Origin of the sequence: Sphingomonas sp. IC081 (assembly GCF_006874585.1) — a bacterium.
In the GTDB taxonomy this organism is placed as follows: Bacteria; Pseudomonadota; Alphaproteobacteria; order Sphingomonadales; family Sphingomonadaceae; genus Novosphingobium.
This window is the reverse complement of the sequence record NZ_CP029761.1, coordinates 578,119-597,716: the sequence shown is the minus strand read 5'-3', so window position 1 is coordinate 597,716 and position 19,598 is coordinate 578,119. Positions and strand designations below refer to the sequence as shown.

The window sequence follows — 19,598 nt, the reverse complement described above, 5'->3', positions numbered from 1 at the left end:
CGCCTGCTGCGGCGCAGCAACATTTCCTGACAAACGCGCACGATGGCCGAAAACGAGCGTCCATACCTTTCCTTCAAGCCCCGCGCCGCTCTCCCATCCCCCTTCGGGCGAGCGCGGGGCACCCTGTTTGGAAAGGTGACGAGAGTGAACGAACTGATTGGACGCGTCTTCCACTTCGAGAAGACCATCTTCCCCGCCAGCAGCGAACTGTTCGGCAAGCTGACGTCCGAAGGCCAGGAGCCCAAGGCGCTGATGATCTCCTGCGCCGATTCGCGCATCGTGCCCGAGCAGATCATGCAGGCCCAGCCCGGCGACCTCTTCGTCTGCCGCAACGCCGGCAACATCGTGCCCCCCTACTCGACGCAGAACGGCGGCGTGACCTCGACCGTGGAATATGCCGTCGCCGCCCTCGGCGTGCGCGACATCATCGTCTGCGGCCACTCGGACTGCGGCGCGATGAAGGCGCTCAGCAACCCGGTCGGCCTCGAAGCCATGCCGAACGTCGCCGCATGGCTCAAGCACGGCGCCGCTGCCGAGCACATCGTCAGCACCTGCCACAGCGACCTCGACGGCAAGGAGCGCGTGCGCGCCATCAGCCTCGAGAACATCATCGCCCAGATCGCCCACTTGCGCACCCACCCCTCGGTCGCCGCCGCCATCGCCCGCGGTGAAATGACCCTGCACGGCTGGTTCGTGGACATCCACGCAGGCCAGGTGCTCGGCCTCGACGGCGACACCGGCCAGTTCGTGCCGCTGCGCGAAGACAGCGCCCTGCCGGTGGCCCTCGCCGCCCGCACCCGCTTCGCCACCGAATATGCCGAGGCCGCAGAGTGAACTCGGTAACCACCGAAAGAAGTGGGCTTTTTGCCCACTTCGGCCGGGACTTCACCGCGTCGATCGTGGTGTTCCTGGTCGCGATGCCGCTCTGCATGGGCATCGCCATCGCCTCCGGCGTGCCGCCTGAAAAGGGCCTCGTCACCGGCATCATCGGCGGTCTGGTCGTCGGCCTTCTGGCCGGCTCCCCGCTTCAGGTCAGCGGCCCCGCCGCTGGCCTTGCCGTCATTGTCTTCGAGTTCGTGCGCGAGCATGGCCTCGAAGCGCTCGGCCCCGTGCTGCTGCTGGCGGGCGTGCTGCAGATCGTTGCCGGCGTGCTGCGCCTCGGCGGCCTGTTCCGCGCGATCAGCCCGGCGGTAGTCCACGGCATGCTCGCCGGTATCGGCGCGCTGATCGTGATCGGCCAGTTCCACATCCTCTTCGACCAGAAGCCGATGTCGAGCGGGCTCGAAAACATGGCGATGATGCCCGCACGCATCCTCGGCCTCGATCCCACCAACATCGCCTCCACCGAACTGGCGCTGATGCTCGGCCTGCTGACCATCGGCGTGATGATCGGCTGGGAAAAGCTGCGCCCGAAGAACCTCGGCCTCGTGCCGGGTGCGCTGCTCGGCGTGATGGCGGCAACGCTCGTCGCCTGGGGCCTGGGCCTCGACGTGGCGCGCATCGCCGTGCCCGAATCGATCGGCGCCGCCTTCGCGCTGCCGACCTCCACCGCCTGGTTCGCCCCGCTCGCACAGCCCGCGCTGCTTGTAGCGGCGCTCGCCATCGCCTTCATCGCCAGCGCCGAGACGCTGCTCTCGGCCGCCGCGGTCGACCGCATGCATGACGGCGTGCGCACGCACTACGACAAGGAACTGCGCGCACAGGGCATCGGCAACCTGCTCTGCGGCATTTTCGGCGCCCTGCCGATGACCGGCGTGATCGTGCGCAGCTCGGCCAACGTCCAGGCCGGTGCCAAGACCCGTCTCTCGACGATCCTGCACGGCGTCTGGATCCTCGGCTTCATCGCCCTGCTGCCCTGGCTGCTGCGCGAAGTGCCGATGGCGGCGCTGGGCGGCGTGCTGGTCGTGACCGGCTGGAAGCTCGTGAACCTCAGCCACGTGCGTCACCTGTTCCATGCCTACGGCGCGTTCCCCGCCGTGATCTGGGCGGCGACTTTCGTGCTGGTGGTAACGACCGACCTGCTCACCGGCGTGCTGGCGGGCCTCGCCCTGACGCTGGTGGAACTGCTGCCCCATGCCAGGAACCTGCGCCTCAAGGTGCAGGAGCACGACAACGACGAGCACACCCGCCTCGAACTGGGCGGCGGCGCCACGTTCCTGGGCCTCACCCGCCTCAACGCGGTGCTGGAGAAGCAGCCCCACCACAAGCCGGTCCACCTCGACCTGCACAAGGTGAAGGTGATGGATCACACCACCGCGGAAACCATCCGCGAATGGCTCGGTCGCCGCCGCCAGAGCGGGCAGACCGATACCGTGACCGGCCCGGAAGCCATCCTGCGCCCGTTGCCGATCGCAGCCTGATGGCCTGACCATCTGACCAGACAGAGCGGCGAACACCCTCACGTTCGCCTTTCCCCTGCCGGGCGGCCCTTCCCATTCGGGCCGCCCGGCTTTTCTTTATGGAACGCACCCGCATGCGGCGCCTGATCGCCCCTGCGGACGCTGGAAACATTTTGTCACAGGCCGGCAAGCAAGCGGACAAGCCCGATCCGTAAGCAGGAGGTTCCGGCAGAAATGGGCCCGCCACGCACGCAGGGCACGACTGCCGGACGCAGGAAGGAACGCGCAACAAATCGAAACATGAGGGCGTTCCGATTATGAATTTCCGTCTTGCCACCGGCCTCCTGGGCCTTGCTACCGCCATGCTTGCAACGCCTGCGATGGCGCAGGAAGAAGCACCGGGACCGATCACCGTCTCGGGCAGCGTGGGGCTGACCACCGACTACCGTTTCCGCGGCGTCTCGCAGACCGACAAGGAAATGGCCGTGCAAGGCGGCGTGACCGTCACCCATGAAAGCGGCTTCTACGTCGCCACCTGGGCCTCCAACCTTTCCGGCTGGGGCACCTTCGGCGGCTCGAATATGGAACTCGACCTTGTCGGCGGCTACTCGACCGAGATCAGCAGCGGCCTCAAGCTCGACGTCGGCCTGACCTGGTACATGTATCCGGGCGGCGCCAGCGACACCGACTTCGCCGAACCCTACGTCAAGCTTTCGGGCGACCTCGGCCCGGCCAGCGTGCTGGTCGGCGTGGCCTATGCGCCCAAGCAGCAGGCGCTCGGCAAAGTCTACGCCAGCGGCGCGGACTATCTCGACGGTATCGGCAACCCCGGCGCCAAGACCGACAACTTCTACATGTGGAGCGACGCCAGCGCCGGCATCCCCAACACTCCCGTCACCGTGAAGGGCCACATCGGCTATTCGAACGGCAACTCGGGCCTTGGGCCCAACGGCACCAGCGTCGCGCCGACCGGCGAATATGTCGACTGGCTGCTCGGCGCCGACCTGGCGCTCGGCCCGGTGACGCTGGGCGTCGCTTATGTCGACACCGACATCTCGAAGTCGGAATCGGCCTACCTGCAGCCGAACTTCTCCTCGACCAAGAACGGCAAGACGATCGCCGGTTCGACCGTGCTGTTCTCGCTCACCGCCGGTTTCTGATCGATCCCGCAGCGACACCGCCCCGACGGGCGGTGTCGTTCGCAGGCAAGCGGAAGGCCCCCGCGCCCTCCTGCCCCCTGCCGGCGCTTCCTTCAGCAACCGATGGCATTTGCCCGGTGAGCGCCTAATATAATCGGCATGCGCCGTTTCTTCCGGCCTTCGCGTCCCGCCGAGGAACACCATCCGGACGCGCCGGGGCAGAGCGCCGCGCCGCCCGCATCCCTGCCTCCACCACCGCCATCGGCCGATCCCTTCCGCGACCGGCGCATTCCTCCCGGAAAACGCATCTACGCGATTGGCGACATCCACGGCTGTGCCGCCCCGTTCGAGCGCCTGATCGACATGATCGCCCGCGATGCGCGCGGCCTTTCCTGCCGCGAGACCGCAATCGTGCTGCTGGGAGACTTCGTCGACCGCGGCCCCGACAGCGCCCGCGTGCTCGATCTCGTGAAGCTCCTGCAGGACAGCGCGCTGGAAGTCCACGCGATCATGGGCAACCACGAGGAAGTCCTGCTCGAACTGCTCGACCACCCGACCGAGGAGGTTGCGCGGTTCTTTGCCCGCATCGGCGGGCGCGAGACATTGGCCAGCTACGGTGTGGCGCTTCCCGGCTCCGGGGACGAAACCCACGCCATCATCGAGGGGGTCGGCGCCATTCCCGCGGAACACCGCGCACTGCTGCGCGGGCTATGCGCCTGTGCCGAGTTCGGCGACATGTTTTTCACCCATGCCGGCATCGACCCGGCGTTGGCGCTTGGCGATCAGGACGCCGCCACCATGCGCTGGATTCGCGAACCCTTCATCGGCTCGCAGCAGCGCTTCGAGAAGCTGGTCGTGCACGGGCACACGATCACGCCGGCAATCGACCTGGCGCCGGGACGGGTCGGCATCGACACCGGCGCCTTCCGGACCGGCGTGCTCACCGCGCTGGTGCTCGAGGACGACCGCCACTGGAGCCTCCAGACCGGCATTGCGTGACGGTCAGCGATCTTCCCTCCCTGCCCGCCGCGCCCGCCGCAGGACACTGCGCAGCACCAGCACCGGATAGGCCCCGAAGGCACAGCCGATGCAGCCGTAGAGTATGAAAAAGCCAAAGTCGGCAAGCAGGTTCGCGGCCCCCAATTCGCCGATGCCCCGCCAGTCGATCAGGAGCACAAGATCGGCAACGACCGCGAGGACCACGGCGATGGCGACCAGTTTGCGCGGCGATGTGCCCCGCACCGCGACAAAAACCAGCGCGCTGCCAAATCCCACGCAGAGCGACAGGAAGGCGGCCAGGATATAGGTGAAGTCCATCGAGATCTCCTTCCCACCGCCCTACCGCCGCCGACGCCGCAGATCCACCCGCCTGCCCGAAACAGGCCAAGGCGCGATCAGGCATATTCCTCCAGGATCGCCGGTTTCACCCGGAAATGAAGCGCGCCGGCATGGAGGAAGGCCCGCGCCGTCCAGCGCCGGGAGGCGTCGGTGCCGGGTATCGTCAGCAGTGCCATCGCCGCCGAGAGGACCAGCTTGGCCCCGGCAGTGGCGACCAGCTTGCGATAGCGGACGGGCTCGAACTCCCGGCACAGCAGCCCATGGACCTGGCCCGAGCGATATTTGCGCCGCCGCACCCAGGCCATCGTCGCCCGCTGGGCCGGGACCGTCTCGTAGACGACGGAGGCCGGTCGGTAGACGATGGAGCCGCCGGCCTCGGCCATCTGCCGGAAAAACAGGGTATCCTCGCCCCCGGTGCGGCCCAGTCCCTCACGAAACCGCAAGTTCGTCCCGCGCACGAAATCCACGTCGATCAAGGCGTTGGAGGTATAGGCATTGTCCGGACGGCCGGTGATTCGGTTGGAATGGAAATCGCAGCGCGCCGCCCAGCCCGGCAGTTCGGCGGGATAGACCGCCCGGCTCTGTCCGATCACCGCGTGATGCCCCTCATGCCCGGCCAGCAACATCGCCAGCCAGGCGGGATCGGCCACCTCGTCATCGTCGATGAAGGCCGCCCAGCGCGTCGTCACGGCATCGAGGGCGGCATTGCGGGCAATCGAGATGTTGCGCGCCGGAGCATGGACATAGGCGAGCGGCAAGCCGTACCCTGCAGCGAACCGCCCGACAGCAGCGCGCAGATCGTCCCCATCGTCGTTGTCGACCACCACGACATTCACCGCGCGCCCGTCCAGAGCGGACAGGCCAAGGAAGGACGTCAGAGTCTCGAACAGCGAGTCCCGGCGGAACGTGCAGACGCAGATCGTTACCGCTTCCAGCCCGCAGGCCGTTGCTTGCCCATCGGGATCGACGACCAGCGGCACCGGCGGCGCAGGCAAGTGATCCGGCCTTGCCCGCAGCCGCAGCCATTCCGCCACAAAGCCGAACCCCCAGCCCGCGTGCATCGCCAGTGCCGCGCCGCCGGCCCCCATCGCGCAAGGCACCCGCGACCGCAGCCCCAGTCCCGCGCCTGCGGCAAGCGTCGCCCCGATCCAGACCATCGCCGGCAATGCCAGCGCCAGTGCCCAAGGATGCAGCGCCGCCAGCAAAAGCCCGAACGGCGCCAGCAGGATCGCCGGCACGACCCCCAGCGGCAGGATCTGGCGCAGCTTCATCCGGTCCGGATGGCGTGCCAGATTGCGCGCCCGCCCCCGCCCGTAATTGCGATACTGGCGCAGCAGGGGCCGCAGCGAAGCGCGCGGATAATACGTGATCGCCGCCGAGGGCTCCAGCCAGATGCGTGCGCCCCGATCGCGCAGGCGGCGGTCGAGTTCGGCATCCTCGTTGTGCGAAAAGGCCTCGTCGTAACCGCCCGCGGCGAGGAAGCGCATGAGATCGAACAGGGCATGGTGGCCGTGGTCGACCCAGCGCCCTTCGCCAAGGTGGCGATGGGGCGATCCCCCGGTACCCAGCACCGAGTTCTGCGCCGCCGCCGCTGCGACCTGGAAACATCCGTTCCCGCGCGACACCATCGGGACGCTGACCGCATCCGCCCCTTTCGCCGCCGCCGCCGTCTTGAGACGGTCGACATAACCCGCCGGATAGTCGCAATGCGCATCGACCCGCACCAGCCAGCGCCGCCCGGCGCCAAAGCGCCGCGCCGCCAGATTGACTCCGGCACTCTGTATCCGCTGCGGATTGTCGAGCAGATGCAGATTGGCGTGGCGGCGTGCGCGTTCCGCCACGATGGCGCGGCTGGCATCGGTGCTGCCGCCATCGGCCACCACGACCAGCGCCCCGCGCGCATCGCGCAGCAAGGCGTCGAGCAGGCCGGGCAGATGCTCCTGCTCGTTCAGGCATGGAACCACGACCAGCACATCGGCATGCGCATCATCGAACGGAAAGGAACGCGGCTCAGTCATGGTCCGCCCCCATCACTTGCGCGACGATGGCCTTGCGCTCCCGCTCCGTCTGGAACAGTGCCTCCATCGGCAGCGCCGCCACCGCACGGCGCCATGCCTCAAACCGCGCCCCCGCAGCCTCCAGCAGACGCTGCGGCAATTCCGCCTCCGGCGCATCGACCAGCAGGCCGACGCCGTGACGCTCCAGCCAGCGCCCCGTCTCGACCCGGCGCAAGGCGATCGGCACGGCCCCGTGCGCCAGCCCCTCGTAGAGCCGGTTGGGCAGCAACCATTCGGAATTGAGCCCCTCTTCGAAATAGTCGATGGCCCAGATGTAATCGACCTCGGCATAGAGATCGGGAAGCTGCGCGGGCGTGTAGGGCCCGAGGTAGCGCAAGCCGGGACAGGCCCTCACCTGCTCGGCAAAGTCGGGGAATTCGGCCGGGCTGGGGATCCCGGCAATCAGCACCTCCACCCGGGCGCCACTGACCGCCGCCGGACCCGGGACATCGGCCCTGGCGATGCGTGCCAGTTCGGCCAGAGTCCGGCGGCAGCGCAGCATGCCGAACCAACCGATGACAACACGGGGGGAAGCCTGCGCGTGCGCCCCGGCATGTGTCTCGGCACTGCCTCGGGGCTCGGCCTCGGCGCGGGTCTCTCCGCCTCGCCGTGCCGCGCGCTGGGTGATCGGCACCTTGTTTTCGACCAGCAGGACCGCCTTGTCATGCCCCTGCCGAGCCGAGAAATACTCGTGCGCAAAAGCCGGGGAACTCACCAGGACCAGGTCGGCACGGCGCAGCAGCTTGCGCTCGATCCACCGCATCAGCCGGGATTTGCATCCGGAACCGAGCATTAATCGGTGAATGTCCAGACACTCGTAAACCAGCCGCTGCCCGCGACGGCGCACCCGCCATGCCAGCACCAGCATTTCCAGGTTGCGCGCCACAAGAACCCGCGCGCCGTCGCAGGTTCGCTGAACGAGCCGGGGCGCGAGCAGGTTGCCGAGAACCCGGAGTGCCCGCTGAATAAGCCGGGCGTCGGCGGTTTTTCCAAAGTCGACGATCTCGTCCGGACTGCCGTCGGGCGGCGCCGCGTCCCCCCGCCGGAAGCCACCGAGCCTGACCGCGAGGCCTTCCTCCCGGAACATCGCCACGCGTCGCCGGACGGCGGCATCGTTCACGTCGTGTCCGAGATAGGCGACCGTAGCCGGCGAATATTGCTCCAATCTCATGCGAATATCCCGAAATCTACTCTCAATCCGATGAAAATCCTGTTCCCCGTCAAATCTCAGACAGGCATTGTACGGATGTCATCAGATCGAATTGAACTTCGGGATTATTTAATTCCCATCCCTCAAAGGCATCAATTCGAACTTCATCTGTTTTGGAGGAACATCTTGAACAGTATTATTCACAATCTTCCATACGATGAATTGATGGAAAACAGACCCAGGAAGATACTTCCCGATCCTGCTTTTATTCGCGAGATCATCTTGCGTCATCGCTGGCTGTTTCTCGGCACGTTCCTGGCAGTCGTGCTGCTGGCCGGCGGCGTGCTGTGGATCACCCCGAAAGTCTATTCGGCCACTGCGACCCTCCAGCTCGAACCGCGCGAAGGCCAACCGGTAAAGGTCAACGATCGCGGTGCCCTCGCCCCGGCGGACGACAACCTGATCGACACCGCCGTCATGATGATGCGCTCCCCGGCGCTGACGATTGCCGTCGTGCGCCGCCTTCACCTTGACCGGCGCAAGGGCTTCGGTCTTCCCGAAAAGCCGGGCACGGCAGACGGACCGATCGGTGGCGGCACCCAAGGCGCGGCGACCCTTGCCGAAGAGCGCGCCATGCTGCGGGTGCTGGCCCTCACCAAGGTTCGCCGGATCGGGGTGACCTACCTGGTCGATGTCACGGCGCGCACGGGCAATCCGGAACTTTCCGCCGAACTCGCCAACGGCATCGCCCAGACCTACATCGCGCTGAGCGCGCAGCACAGGCAGTCGCGCAGCCGCCAATCGGCCGAGGACGCGCAAGCCCGCGCGGAGACCCTGCGCCGCCAGGCCGTGGCCGACGATGCCACCCTGCAGGACTACATGGTTCGCCACAACCTGATGAGCGCGGAAGGCGCTACGATGGCGGAACAGGAAGTGTCCGAACTCAACCGCCAGATCGCCGAAGCCCAGGCCGCGCTGGCCGAACAGCGCGGGCGGCTCGCCGCCGCCCAGTCACAACTCGCGCGCGGCGGCGGCGGAGCCGACATCGGCGCCGCGCTGGCATCGGACACCGTGCGCCAGCTTCGCCAGCAGGAAGCGCAGGCCAGCGCCCGCCTTGCCCAGCTTGACGCCCGTTACGGCAACCGCCACCCCGACGTGATCGAGGCGCGCAACGAGCTTGACGACATCCATGCCCAGTTGCAGGCGGAACTCTCGCGCATCGTCTCGGGCCTGCGCGCGGATGTGCAGATCGCCCAGTCCCGACTCGACTCGCTCCTGGCCAGCCGTGGCGGCGCCCGCGGTTCGCTGGCCCAGAACAGCGCGGCCCAGGTCGGCCGCCTCGAGCTCGAACGCCGTGCCGAGGCCAGCCGCGCCATCTACAACGCCTTCCTCACCCGCGCCAAGGAAGCCGCCCAGGCTGGCTCGCTTGCCGATGCCGAAGCCAGCATTGCTTCGTCCGCCCAGGTGCCCGGCGGCCCGATCTCGCCAAACCGCAAGCTTGGCGCCCTTGCCGGCCTGTTTGTTGCCCTGGCGGCGGGCCTCGCCGCCACCGGCATTGCCGAGTACGCCGAGAGCCGGGTGTCCACCCGCAGGGACATCGAGCAGGCGCTGGGTGCCAGCTACATCGGTGCCATCCCTACCCTGCACTCGGCGGCGCGGGTCAAACGCGGCAGCATCGCGCCGCAGGACTATGTCGTGTCCCGCCCCTTCTCCATGTTCACCGAAAGCCTGCGCCACCTTGCCTCGGGCCTCGATCTGCTGGGAGCGGACGGCAAGCGTGTGGTGACGATCACGTCCCCGCTGCCCCGCGAAGGCAAGTCGACCACTGCCATGTGCCTGGCGCGCACGCTGGCGCTGTCGCATCGCACCGTCGTTCTGGTCGATGCCGACCTGCGCCATCACTCCACCTCGGACGCGCTGGTCCCCGGGCGTGAAGGCGAGGCCCTTCTGCGCGTGCTGGACGGCACCCTGCCAATCGACGAGGCGCTGACCCGCGATACGGCAAGCGGCCTTGTGGTGCTGACCACGCGGGGCGAGATGGGGGGCGGCGAAGGCATCTCCCGCGAGAGCATGATGCGGCTGATCGAGGCGCTGAAGGCGCGGTTCGATATCGTGATCTTCGATTCCGCGCCCCTGCTCGGGCTGGCCGAGACCCGCATCGTCACCCGGCTTTCCGATACCACGCTGGTGGTCGCCCGGTGGCGCCGCACGCCGCTGCGCGCGGTGGAAACGACGCTGGAGCTGCTGCGCCAGAGCGGCAGCACGATTGCCGGCATTGCCCTCAGCTTCCTCGATGCCCGCCAATATGCCAGCGCCGGCCTCGGCGACGCCTTTGGCTATCACAAGAAGTTCAAAGGCTATTATGTCGATTGAGCTTCGGGCGAACGCCGACCGGCCGGCTGTGGGTTGGCCGGTACAAGGCCGGCTCCGCAACGCATTGGATGCCTCGGCGGCATGACCCACCAACGCCCGGGCATCCTCTCGCCGCTTGTCTGGTCCACGGTGTCGAGCATCGGCACCCAGGCCCTGGCCTTTGTCACGTTCGCGATGCTCGCCCGGCTGCTCGGTGCGGCAACCTTCGGGCTCGTCGCCATGGCCGCGCTGGTGATCGACCTGTTGCTGGTGATCAGCGGCGCCGGCATCAACGAAGCCGTGGTCCAGCGGCGCGCGCTCGACGAGAGCGACGCTGACACCGCATTCTGGGCCAATCTTGCCTGCGGCATGCTGTTCACGCTGCTGACGATCGCGATTGCCCCGCTCGTTTCGCTGCTTTTTGGCCAGCCCGGCCTGACCCCGGTGATCATGGCGCTCGCATCGATCTTCACGATCACGCCGCTGGGTGCGATCCACACCGCGCGGCTGACGCGGGACCTCCGGTTCCGCTCCGTGGCCATCCGCAACCTCGTGGCGGCACTGGCGGGAGCGGCGGTCGGACTGCCCATGGCGCTGCTCGGCTTCGGGGTCTGGGCGCTCGTCGCCCAGCGCATCGCCTTTGCGGGCGCGCTGGTCCTGGCGGTATGGGCCTGCTACCCATGGTGGCCTCGCATGCGGTTCCGGCGGCAGACTTGCACCGAGATGATCCGCTTCGGCGGCTATCTCGGCCTGTCCCGCACGTTGAACCAGCTCAACATCCGCTGCGCGGAACTGATCAGCGGCGCGCTGATAGGCCCGGTGGCGGTTGCCTTCATTCGTGCCGGTTCGCGCGTGATGGAAGTGCTGAACCAAGTCACCTACACGCCGTTCCAGCAAGTCTCGATGCCGGTGCTCGCCCGTGCGGTCCACGGGGAGGCCGAGCACGGCGGGGTTGAGCATGGCAGGGTTGGGCACGGCGGGGCAGCACTGCGCGAAAGCTACCTTCAGCTCAGCCGCCTCTCCTCGTTCCTGATGTTCCCCGCTTTCCTCGGCTGCGTTACCATCGCCGATGAAATCGTCGCGCTGGTCTTTGGCCCCGGGTGGGAGCCGGTGGCCGACGCCATCCGCATTTTCGCCTGCGCGGTCGTTGCTTCGCAGATGAACAACCTGATCATTAGCGCCTTGGCCGCTACCGGCGAATCCCGCCAGGTCCTCTCGTGGACGACCTTGCAGATCGTCGCCGGCATCGCCGCTGCGGCCCTCGCCGCCCGCTGGGGCTGGCAGGCCATGCTGATGACCGGCGTGGCAAGAGGCTACCTGATCCTGCCTTACGGCTTCCATCTGCTGCGCAAGCACACCGGCATCACCCTGCACGAGGTCATCGCCAGCCTGCGGCCTGCCTTGTCGAGTTCGTGCCTGATGGCTGTGATCGTCCTGCCCGGCGTGCAATACTGCGAAAGCCGGATGAGCGAACCGGCGATCCTCGCGCTCTGGCTGCCGATTGCCGCAATGATCTACCTCGGCGCCTTCGCGGCGCAGGATCGCACGGTCTTTGTCCAGTTGCGCAGGTTGGCAAAGGCGCGAAAAGCGCGCTCGGCGGCGTAAGAGCGGTGGCCCGGCACCACCCAGCAAAATTCCGCTTGCCGTCCCCCGAGAGAGCCGCCACCAGACTCACCAAAGTGCTGATCTGAAAAGATAAGCAAGAGGCAACGGGTGGGAGCACACAGAGTGCGAATGGGATCAGGGCTGCTTTCCATACCGGCGCTGGCGCTGGGAATCTTGCTGACGATGCCCGCACCGGCCAGCGCCGGTCCGCAAAGCTCGGTCGAGGAGATGAGCGAAGAAGTCATGGTCAGCAGCGACGCCCGTCCGCATGACTTCTCGGACGAGGCGCTGCGCAAGAAATCGGCTGACTATAGCCTACCCGGCTACCGCTCGCGCCCGCCCGAGTTCGACCACTGGGCCACGGCCCTGCTGGCAGGCCTCAAGGCGCATTCTCTTCCCGTTGTCTCTGCCAGTCTTGCGAAAGAACACGGCATGGCCGCCCCCGCCATGCTCGATCTCGCGCGCGATTGGCTGAGAATGCAGGACTATGCCTGGCGATCCGGGTTTGGCTCGGACGAAGAAGCCGCCGCCGCGATGACCCGCCGGCTGCTGGATCACACCAAAGCCGCACAGGGCACACAGCTGTCGATCGAGATCGCCGCCGATGCCATGTGGCAGATCGACCATTGCACAGCGCACTTCGAACAGCTCGAACACATCGGCGCCGATCCGCTCGAAGCCTTGCGCGCCATTGCCAGCGTCACCCAGTGCCCCGTGTACCAGGCCCGCCTTGCCGCAGCCGATCCCGCCCATGCGGCCGCCACCCTAAGCGAACTCCTGCTGTCGGACGAAATGCGCAAAGTCCACGCGCTGCCGATTGCGGAGTGGCTGGCATCTCCGTCCGCGCTGGCCCGCGCGGCACCGTCGTCGCGCGATGCCCTGCGCCTGCGCATGACCCGAACGGCCATCGCCCTGGCCTTCGATACCGGGCTCGTTTCAGAGGGCCTTGCACTGTTCGACGGCCTCTCCGCAGGCGAACGACAGGCCATCCTGCCCGCAGTGCAGCCGGCGTTCGAAGCCGAAATAGACGATCTCCCGGTTGCCTTTCCCGCGCTAGCAGAGGGCGATCTGGCAAGTTCCATCGCCGCGGCCCTGTTCGACGCCGGGCGGAAGACGGAAGCCCGCGCTATCGTCATCGCCTCCCCGCAAACCGTCATCTGGCGTGCCATCGTTGCCTGTGGCTACCAGAGCAACACCCGCCCCGATGACCGGACCTTTGCGCAGGCTTGCCTGAAACGCGAAGGACTGGGCGAGGACGACGTCAAAACCGCCCCGCATGATGAGGTGGCCATCGACGGCATACTGCTGCTCCACGCGATCGACACTCCCGAGCGGGACCCTTACATCTATGCCGAAGCCGCTTTTTCCGGTTCGCAGCGCCCGAGCGCCGATGGCGCCACGGCCCGCCTGCGATGTTCGGTCTTTGCCGCTCCGCCGTTCCAGCAGATCTGCGCGCATGCACGCCGCTCCGTCACCTGGACCATCGAGCCTGACGACAAGCAGACCGAAGCCCGACGCGCCGCTGCGATAGCCAGGATCGATGGAATCGCCCTCGACGGCTGGCCCACCCTGCGTACCCGCATCGATGCCGGTCTGGCCAAGGCGCGTCTGGAATTTACCGAGGATCGCACGGATCCGGCGTGGCGAGATCGCCCAGCGCTGCGCGCCAGCCCGCCCGACTTTGCCGTCCATCCGCTGCCCCCGCAACTGCGCAGCGCTCCGGCGACCACGGGCAACGACCCCGCCGACAACGCCTACGCCGACAACGAAAAGAGCGCCCAGTGGCCAAAAGCCTGGGGCGAGCTGCCGCGCGGCTTCACGCCGGTCCGTTTCGAACGGAACGACAAGCGCGCCGTCGCCATCAGCCTGTCCGGGATGTTCGACCGCGCCGGTGAGATCAGCCCCGGCGGCTACTGGATCCACCTCAGCGACGATGGCGGCAAGACCTGGCAGGTGCCGCGCTATACCGGGCTCTCGTTCCACTTCCCCTACGAGGTGATGCGCCGCTCAAAGCTGCCGATGCTCGGCGAACAGGACCTGAAGATCGAAGTGGTCCACGCCGAGATCGACACCCGGTCGATCACCTATCCGCCCGTCGGCTTGCAGACCTGGCCCACCGAACGGGACCTCTTCCTCGACATCCCCATCGCTCGTCTCACCGCCGACAGCGACAGTGACGGCGTCACCGATCTTGCGGCGCGCCACCTCCTGCTGGACCGTCCGGCGCCGATGGCGCCGTTCCTCGTCGGCAGCGACTGGGCGCATTGCGGCGGTGTCACCCCCTCGATCACCGAACTGCGCCTTGCCATCCTTGCGCGGATCAACGGGGTCGAAGCCAGAGCGCTGATCGAACCCGTGGCCCGGGGCGGCTCAGTCCCGATGATCGGCGGCTGGTCGAGGATGGCTACCGGCGCCGCCTGGCCGCTGTTCCTCAAGGGCAGCGCAGCCGACTTTGCCTGCGCCCGCCCCACCACCATGCCGATCCTCATCTACGGTCCGCAAGGGGAGGACCAGCTTCAGCGCCAGACCCCCGACTTCCGCCTGCTGGAAATGCCGAACCTCGTCATGAACCGCGAACAGACACGGGGATACGCGGAGTGGAGCGCAGGCTGGGTTGGCGGCACCGTCCTGTTCTGGAGGGAGGGCGAGGGCTGGAAGCTTCGCGACATCAGCAGCTGGATCACCTGATCCCGAGACGTCCGCCAGCGGTTATCCCAGCGCCAGCACTTTGGCCGCCCGCCTGATCCGCTGCAACGCGGATGCCGGGCGATGCGCCCAAAGATCGCCGATCGGCGATCCCTGCCCCGCCGTCGCGGCGAAGAAATCCGCGACATCGGCCAGCAGCACCTGCAACCGGCGTTCCACCGCAGCCCGCGAATAAGGTGCAAAGGCCTCTGCTCCCGGTACCGGCGGGGCATCCCCGGACACCGCGCGCAGGATCGCCGCCACATCATAATCCGGCGAGTGGACACGGATCTTGCGGCAATTGAACCCGGGATCGAGATAGTCGGCCAGCGCATCGTTGACGCTGGAAAACACCACGCAGCCCTGCGCCATCGCTTCCAGCGGCGGCAGGCCGAACCCCTCGGTCGCGCCCACGGCAATCCAGTGTTCCACCGAATCGTAGAGGTAGACCTTGCTGCGCCGCAAGTAGGCACCAAGATCGTCGACCCAGCCATCCAGCACGGTCAACCGGCAACGCCCCTGCAAGGCGGGCACCAGGTCGTCCATCAGGTAGCGGGATGATTTGCGCGCCTGCACCAGCACGTCGATATCGCGGTCCCCCCGGGGTTCCGGGCCGGGATGGGCAACGATGTTGGGCAGCAAGCCAAGGTAGGAATTGGGTGCATGGCGCCCCCAGTAGCCAAGCGTGTGGCGACTGACGCAAAGGATCGGCACGCGCGGCGGCAGCTTCATCCCCCAGCCGCTGCTATGCGCGACATAGACGACGTCCCGGTCCTGCAACCGGTCGACCAGCTCGGCAACGTCGGGGCCCCAGTGCACGACAAAGATCGGTTCCTCGTCGGTGGGAATGCGCCCCGCCTCCCAGTCACCGAGATGGTCCTGCCCGGCGATCCGGGCGCGATAGTAGGCCTGGTGCACGCGCGTGACGGCCGTGCAGGCCCGCATGAAACGCATCTGCGCAAGATTGCCGCCGACGTCGCTGCGCGCATCGGGAAAAAGAAATACGAGCGGTCGCAAGCGGGGCTCCTAGGCTGGCCGGGATCGTGGCGGCGTGGTGGTGGAATGGGGCGGAGACGGCGATGCCGCCGGAATGGACAGATCTGTCGACGGGTGCATCGGCGCGTGGAGCGCCGCCATGATCTGGCGGAGCGCCCCCTGCCCTTCCTCCCCGCGCAGCCAGGGACTGGACGCACGGCGGGAGAAATCCAATCCGATGCGCTTCGCGGCCGCTTCGCGCAGACTGGTCAGCGTCAGCCGGCGCGAAACCGGATTGGCGGCGGTGATATGCAAGGCCCGCCGCCATTGCCGCCCCTTGAGCGCAGCGATGACCTCGAGATGCGCGAGTGCACCGGCCAGATTGTCCCGCCGCGCGCCCAGCAAGGGGGCTGCCTCCCCGGCCGTCCCGGCATCGACAGCGTCGAGCGCCACCAGCAGGCCTTCCAGATCCTGCGGCGACAGCCGGTGCGAGGTCGACGCCGCATGGCGCCGGTAATAATAGCCCGGCGCCGGGAGGAAGCGGTAGCGGGCACCGGCCAGCATCGCCCGCAGCACCAGATCGAAATCCTCCCCGATCCGCAGCCGTTCGTCATAACGGAGCCCGTGGCGGCGCATGAACGCCATGTCGAACAAAGGCTTGAGATAGCCCGGTGACACGGCACGGCTGCCGAACATGCTGCCCGCCAGGAATTCGTCCAGTCCGATGCGCCGCTCCGCACGCCACGCCTTGCCATCCGCAAAAAGGCCCGCGCGCAGGCCTTTTTCATCGCTCTGGAACTCCACCATGTTGGCGGCGCAGATTTCATCGCCATGGGCCCGCTGCGCGGCGAGCAGTCGTTCGACATGACGTGGATGGAGGATGTCGTCGCTATCAAGAATGGCCGCGAACCGGCCCCGGCAGGCGTCCAGACTGAGATTGCGCACGGCGCTGAGCCCGTTGCACGGGCCGCCGATCAGCCGCACGCGATCGTCCTGGGCGGCGTGCCATCGCACGATGTCCGTGGTGCCATCGGTCGAGCCATCGTCCACGACGAGCACTTCGATATCTGCCACGCTCTGCGCCCGCGCCGAAGCCAGCGCGGAACCGATGAACGGTGCCGTGTTGCGTGCAACGATCAGGATAGAAACTTCCGGCGGGTTCGTGGATCCGGACAAGGGCCATCATGCTCCGAGAGGATAACCGGCCGCGCAGCGCCGGTCGGGATCGGGAGAAGGACCAGCCAACCCCGGCAACGACATCGCAAGGCTAACGCAGGCAGCAGGCCCGGCGAATGGATGAAGGCTCCATTGTGGATACGGTTAATCGGCCGCACTCCGGACATCCACGGCGCTTTCAGCCAGTCTTACCACCATGCCCAACGTCAAAGACCCGTCCGCGATGCCGCATTGCAACGAATGGACGCGCGCGCCTGCAATACCGCCGGGAAACCGCTGGCTTTGGCGCGCCGCCGGACTTGGCGGCGCCTTGCTGCTGACGAGCGCCGCGCCAACGGCGGCTCCCCCTCCGACAACCGCTCCGCTGCCGCACCTGCCTCCCCTGGCCGCCCCGGCGTTCGACGAACGGTTCGAGCAGTTCGACCACGGCACCGACCAGGCACGACCGGCCCGGCCCCATCGCTGGCGGACCGTCTACGGCCATGGCGGCGGCCTTGCGATCAGCAACCGCGAGATGTCGGCCAGCAGCTTCGCCTCCGACGCCGCGTTTACCGGCGTGAACGGCGGGGTGGCAGGTGCCGTGCCGCTTGGCCTCGATCCCTTTGTCTTCCGGCGCGGCGAACTGACCATTCTCGGCCAGCCGACGCCGGAGAGGCTGCGCCCGCGCGTCTGGGGCAAACCCTATTATGGCGGTGCGATCACCACCCGGTTCAGCTTTGCGCAGAAGTTCGGCTATTTCGAGATCGAGGCACGGCTGCCCGCAGGCAAAGGCATGTGGCCCGCGTTCTGGCTTCTGCCGGTCAAGGGCACATGGCCCGATGCGGGTGAGATCGACGTGTTCGAAGGACTCGGCAATCCGCACGAGATCCACTGCACCGCGATCGCCGGCAAGCAGCGCACGACACGGCGCATCGCCCTGGCCTTTGATGCGAGCCGGGACTTCCACCGCTACGGCGTCTTGTGGACACCGCGCACGATCACCTGGTTCGTCGACCGGGAAGCCGTTGCCAGCACGGCCACCCCCGCCCCGCTCACTCAGGAAAGCGCCTATCTGATCGCCAATCTCGCGGTGGGTGGCAGCTGGCCCGGGCAGCCCGATGCCTCAACGCCCTTTCCCGGCCGCTATGCGATCCGGCGCATCACCGTCTGGCCGCTGGAGTAGTTGATCCGATTGCATCGAATCAACTACTCCAAGATTTCGGTATTGCGCGTTTTCCGAGCCATCAGGTAATTCCACCTGATTGGAGAACGCTCTAGCCGGACGCTGACGACTGCGGCTCGCGCCGGAAGCGCAACGCGATCGCCTGATCACGCCCGACCGGGAAACATCCAAAACCAAGCGCGATGCCCATCAGGATCGTCGGCGCCACCAATCCGGTGGGACGGATCAATTCCACCGGGGTCTTGGTCAGTTGCAGCGCCATGTAGGCGAGCCAGAAACAGGTCGGCAGCGAAGCCGTCAACACAAAGCGGCGTAACAGCGTCAGGCACCCTGCCAGCCAGGCAGCCAGCAGCGCCGCCAATCCCACCAGCCCGGTCTCGACCATGGTCTGCAGGAACGTGTTGTGAAACGAGAAACCCGTCGATTCCTGCCGCAACTCGAAATGGTGCCACAGGCCCACGGCATCGGGATTGTCGGCGTGCCAGAAGGCCGCATAGCCATATCCCAGCCAGGGCCGCTCGGCGATGATGAAGTGGGCCCGGAACCACAGGTACCCCCGCCCGGTGAGCCCGCTGTCCTTTTCGGACATCTGCTGAACGAGCGCGAGGATGGTGTCGAAAAAGCACAAGATCCCGACAAGCCACAGCACGATCATGCAGACGAACGCCAGTTTCACCCCGCGCGAACGCTCCCGCAGCAGCAGCAGGACAACCAGCAGCGCACCGGACGCCGCCAGCGCCGCCAGGCCCCCGGCCGAATTGGCGCGCACGGTCGTCCAGACGCACAATCCGGTCACCCCGAGGGCCAGCATCATGCGCAGCGGCGCGCGCTGTTCGGCAAACAGCGCCGCCATCGTCAAGGCGAGCAGGCTGGCGGTGCTCGCCGTGTCGGAAAAATAGTTCTTCACCTCTCCCCCGAGGCCGTAGAGCGCAAGGCTCTGGCCATTTTCGATCGGGCGCAACGGCACCAGCGCCAGGGTCAGCAAGGTGTAGACGGCATAAGCCACGAACAACCCGGCCACCACGGCGCGCGGCCTGCTGGACTGTGACAACAGCAATCCCGCCATGATCGTGAGGGCCATCTGTACCGCAGCGCGCAGCGTCACCATCGGGAAGACCGACCAGCCGACCGACGCCAGCGCGAAAAGCGGAATGACCAGGAACATCCAGCACCGCGTAAAGACCGCCCGCACCTGCTCGGGCCGCAGGACGGCGTAAAACGCGGCAAGCAGCAGAAAGGCCAGCGCCCCGGGCATGCCGAAGTTGGCAGGGATACGCGCCATGACGATCAGCCCGGCCAGCCCCCCGTCCTGAACATCGCGCCGCGCCAACCAGACGGCCAGCGCGCTGCGGCGATCGCCTTGCGGGTGGTACCTTCCTTCGGATCGCCGGGCCGTGGCGATTGTTCGGCGCCGGACATCCATTACCCCACCCGTCATGGCTTGCCCCTCTTGATCGCGACGGCGTGCAGATGCCGTGCCAGCGGCGCTTCGCCGTGGCGGTACGCGCTGCCTTCCCTTGCGGTAACACGCAGGGCCGGCACCAGGATCGGCAGCGCACCATCAGGGGCCGCCTTGTCCAATACCGCCTGCAAGGCGCAAACATTACCGGTGGAATGCAT

At 67.1% G+C, this 19,598-nt stretch carries 15 protein-coding genes; 8 read left to right on the top strand and 7 right to left on the bottom strand.

Annotation, left to right across the window (positions count from 1 at the left end; genetic code table 11):
- The first annotated feature begins 144 nt into the window (after positions 1-144).
- The 4 genes from DM450_RS02985 to DM450_RS02970 all read left to right on the top strand — a co-directional run bounded on the left by DM450_RS02985 (position 145) and on the right by DM450_RS02970 (position 4,477).
- Complete coding sequence (locus tag DM450_RS02985; protein WP_142632527.1) at positions 145-834, top strand: carbonic anhydrase; 690 nt, start codon at positions 145-147, stop codon at positions 832-834.
- On the top strand, positions 831-2,360 hold the full coding sequence (locus tag DM450_RS02980) for a SulP family inorganic anion transporter (protein WP_142632526.1): 1,530 nt from the start codon (positions 831-833) through the stop codon (positions 2,358-2,360). The genes DM450_RS02985 and DM450_RS02980 overlap by 4 nt, the downstream gene beginning before the upstream one ends.
- 296 nt (positions 2,361-2,656) lie before the next feature.
- The gene (locus DM450_RS02975) at positions 2,657-3,499 is read left to right on the top strand and encodes a TorF family putative porin (protein WP_142632525.1); all 843 of its coding nucleotides are present in this window, start codon (positions 2,657-2,659) and stop codon (positions 3,497-3,499) included.
- Positions 3,500-3,637: 138 nt separating this feature from the next.
- Positions 3,638-4,477: a metallophosphoesterase family protein gene (locus DM450_RS02970; RefSeq protein ID WP_142632524.1), complete on the top strand. Its 840-nt coding sequence runs from the start codon at positions 3,638-3,640 to the stop codon at positions 4,475-4,477.
- 3 nt (positions 4,478-4,480) lie between these two features.
- Here the strand turns inward: DM450_RS02970 and DM450_RS02965 are convergent, their stop codons facing one another.
- The 3 genes from DM450_RS02965 to DM450_RS02955 form a co-directional block, all read right to left on the bottom strand.
- The gene (locus tag DM450_RS02965; protein ID WP_142632523.1) at positions 4,481-4,795 is read right to left on the bottom strand and encodes a hypothetical protein; all 315 of its coding nucleotides are present in this window, start codon (positions 4,793-4,795) and stop codon (positions 4,481-4,483) included.
- Positions 4,796-4,872: 77 nt separating this feature from the next.
- On the bottom strand, positions 4,873-6,834 hold the full coding sequence (locus DM450_RS25695; RefSeq protein WP_185928694.1) for a glycosyltransferase: 1,962 nt from the start codon (positions 6,832-6,834) through the stop codon (positions 4,873-4,875).
- Positions 6,827-8,044 carry a glycosyltransferase gene (locus tag DM450_RS02955; RefSeq protein WP_142632522.1) on the bottom strand — a complete coding sequence of 406 codons (1,218 nt, stop codon included), beginning with the start codon at positions 8,042-8,044 and terminating at the stop codon, positions 6,827-6,829. The genes DM450_RS25695 and DM450_RS02955 overlap by 8 nt, the downstream gene beginning before the upstream one ends.
- A gap of 204 nt (positions 8,045-8,248) precedes the next feature.
- On the opposite strand from DM450_RS02955, the gene DM450_RS02950 reads away from it, so the two are divergent.
- From DM450_RS02950 to DM450_RS02940, 3 genes are all read left to right on the top strand, one after another.
- The gene (locus DM450_RS02950; RefSeq protein WP_185928693.1) at positions 8,249-10,396 is read left to right on the top strand and encodes a GumC family protein; all 2,148 of its coding nucleotides are present in this window, start codon (positions 8,249-8,251) and stop codon (positions 10,394-10,396) included.
- A gap of 81 nt (positions 10,397-10,477) precedes the next feature.
- Positions 10,478-11,980 carry a lipopolysaccharide biosynthesis protein gene (locus tag DM450_RS02945; RefSeq protein ID WP_142632520.1) on the top strand — a complete coding sequence of 501 codons (1,503 nt, stop codon included), beginning with the start codon at positions 10,478-10,480 and terminating at the stop codon, positions 11,978-11,980.
- A gap of 129 nt (positions 11,981-12,109) precedes the next feature.
- A complete protein-coding gene (locus DM450_RS02940; RefSeq protein WP_142632519.1) occupies positions 12,110-14,668 on the top strand; it encodes a hypothetical protein in 2,559 nt (852 codons plus the stop codon).
- Between the two features lie 21 nt (positions 14,669-14,689).
- Here the strand turns inward: DM450_RS02940 and DM450_RS02935 are convergent, their stop codons facing one another.
- Both DM450_RS02935 and DM450_RS02930 read right to left on the bottom strand, forming a co-directional pair.
- Positions 14,690-15,682, bottom strand: coding sequence for a glycosyltransferase (locus DM450_RS02935; protein WP_142632518.1), 993 nt, complete (start codon positions 15,680-15,682; stop codon positions 14,690-14,692).
- 9 nt (positions 15,683-15,691) lie between these two features.
- Positions 15,692-16,816: a glycosyltransferase family 2 protein gene (locus tag DM450_RS02930; protein WP_142632517.1), complete on the bottom strand. Its 1,125-nt coding sequence runs from the start codon at positions 16,814-16,816 to the stop codon at positions 15,692-15,694.
- Positions 16,817-17,012: 196 nt separating this feature from the next.
- On the opposite strand from DM450_RS02930, the gene DM450_RS02925 reads away from it, so the two are divergent.
- The gene (locus tag DM450_RS02925; RefSeq protein ID WP_142632516.1) at positions 17,013-17,978 is read left to right on the top strand and encodes a family 16 glycosylhydrolase; all 966 of its coding nucleotides are present in this window, start codon (positions 17,013-17,015) and stop codon (positions 17,976-17,978) included.
- A 91-nt stretch (positions 17,979-18,069) separates the two neighbouring features.
- Here DM450_RS02925 and DM450_RS02920 read toward each other — a convergent pair whose 3' ends face one another.
- Both DM450_RS02920 and DM450_RS02915 read right to left on the bottom strand, forming a co-directional pair.
- Positions 18,070-19,416, bottom strand: a complete 1,347-nt coding sequence (locus DM450_RS02920) for an O-antigen ligase (RefSeq protein ID WP_142632515.1) — start codon at positions 19,414-19,416, stop codon at positions 18,070-18,072.
- Complete coding sequence (locus DM450_RS02915; RefSeq protein ID WP_142632514.1) at positions 19,413-19,598, bottom strand: hypothetical protein; 186 nt, start codon at positions 19,596-19,598, stop codon at positions 19,413-19,415. Before DM450_RS02915 ends, DM450_RS02920 begins: the two co-directional genes overlap by 4 nt.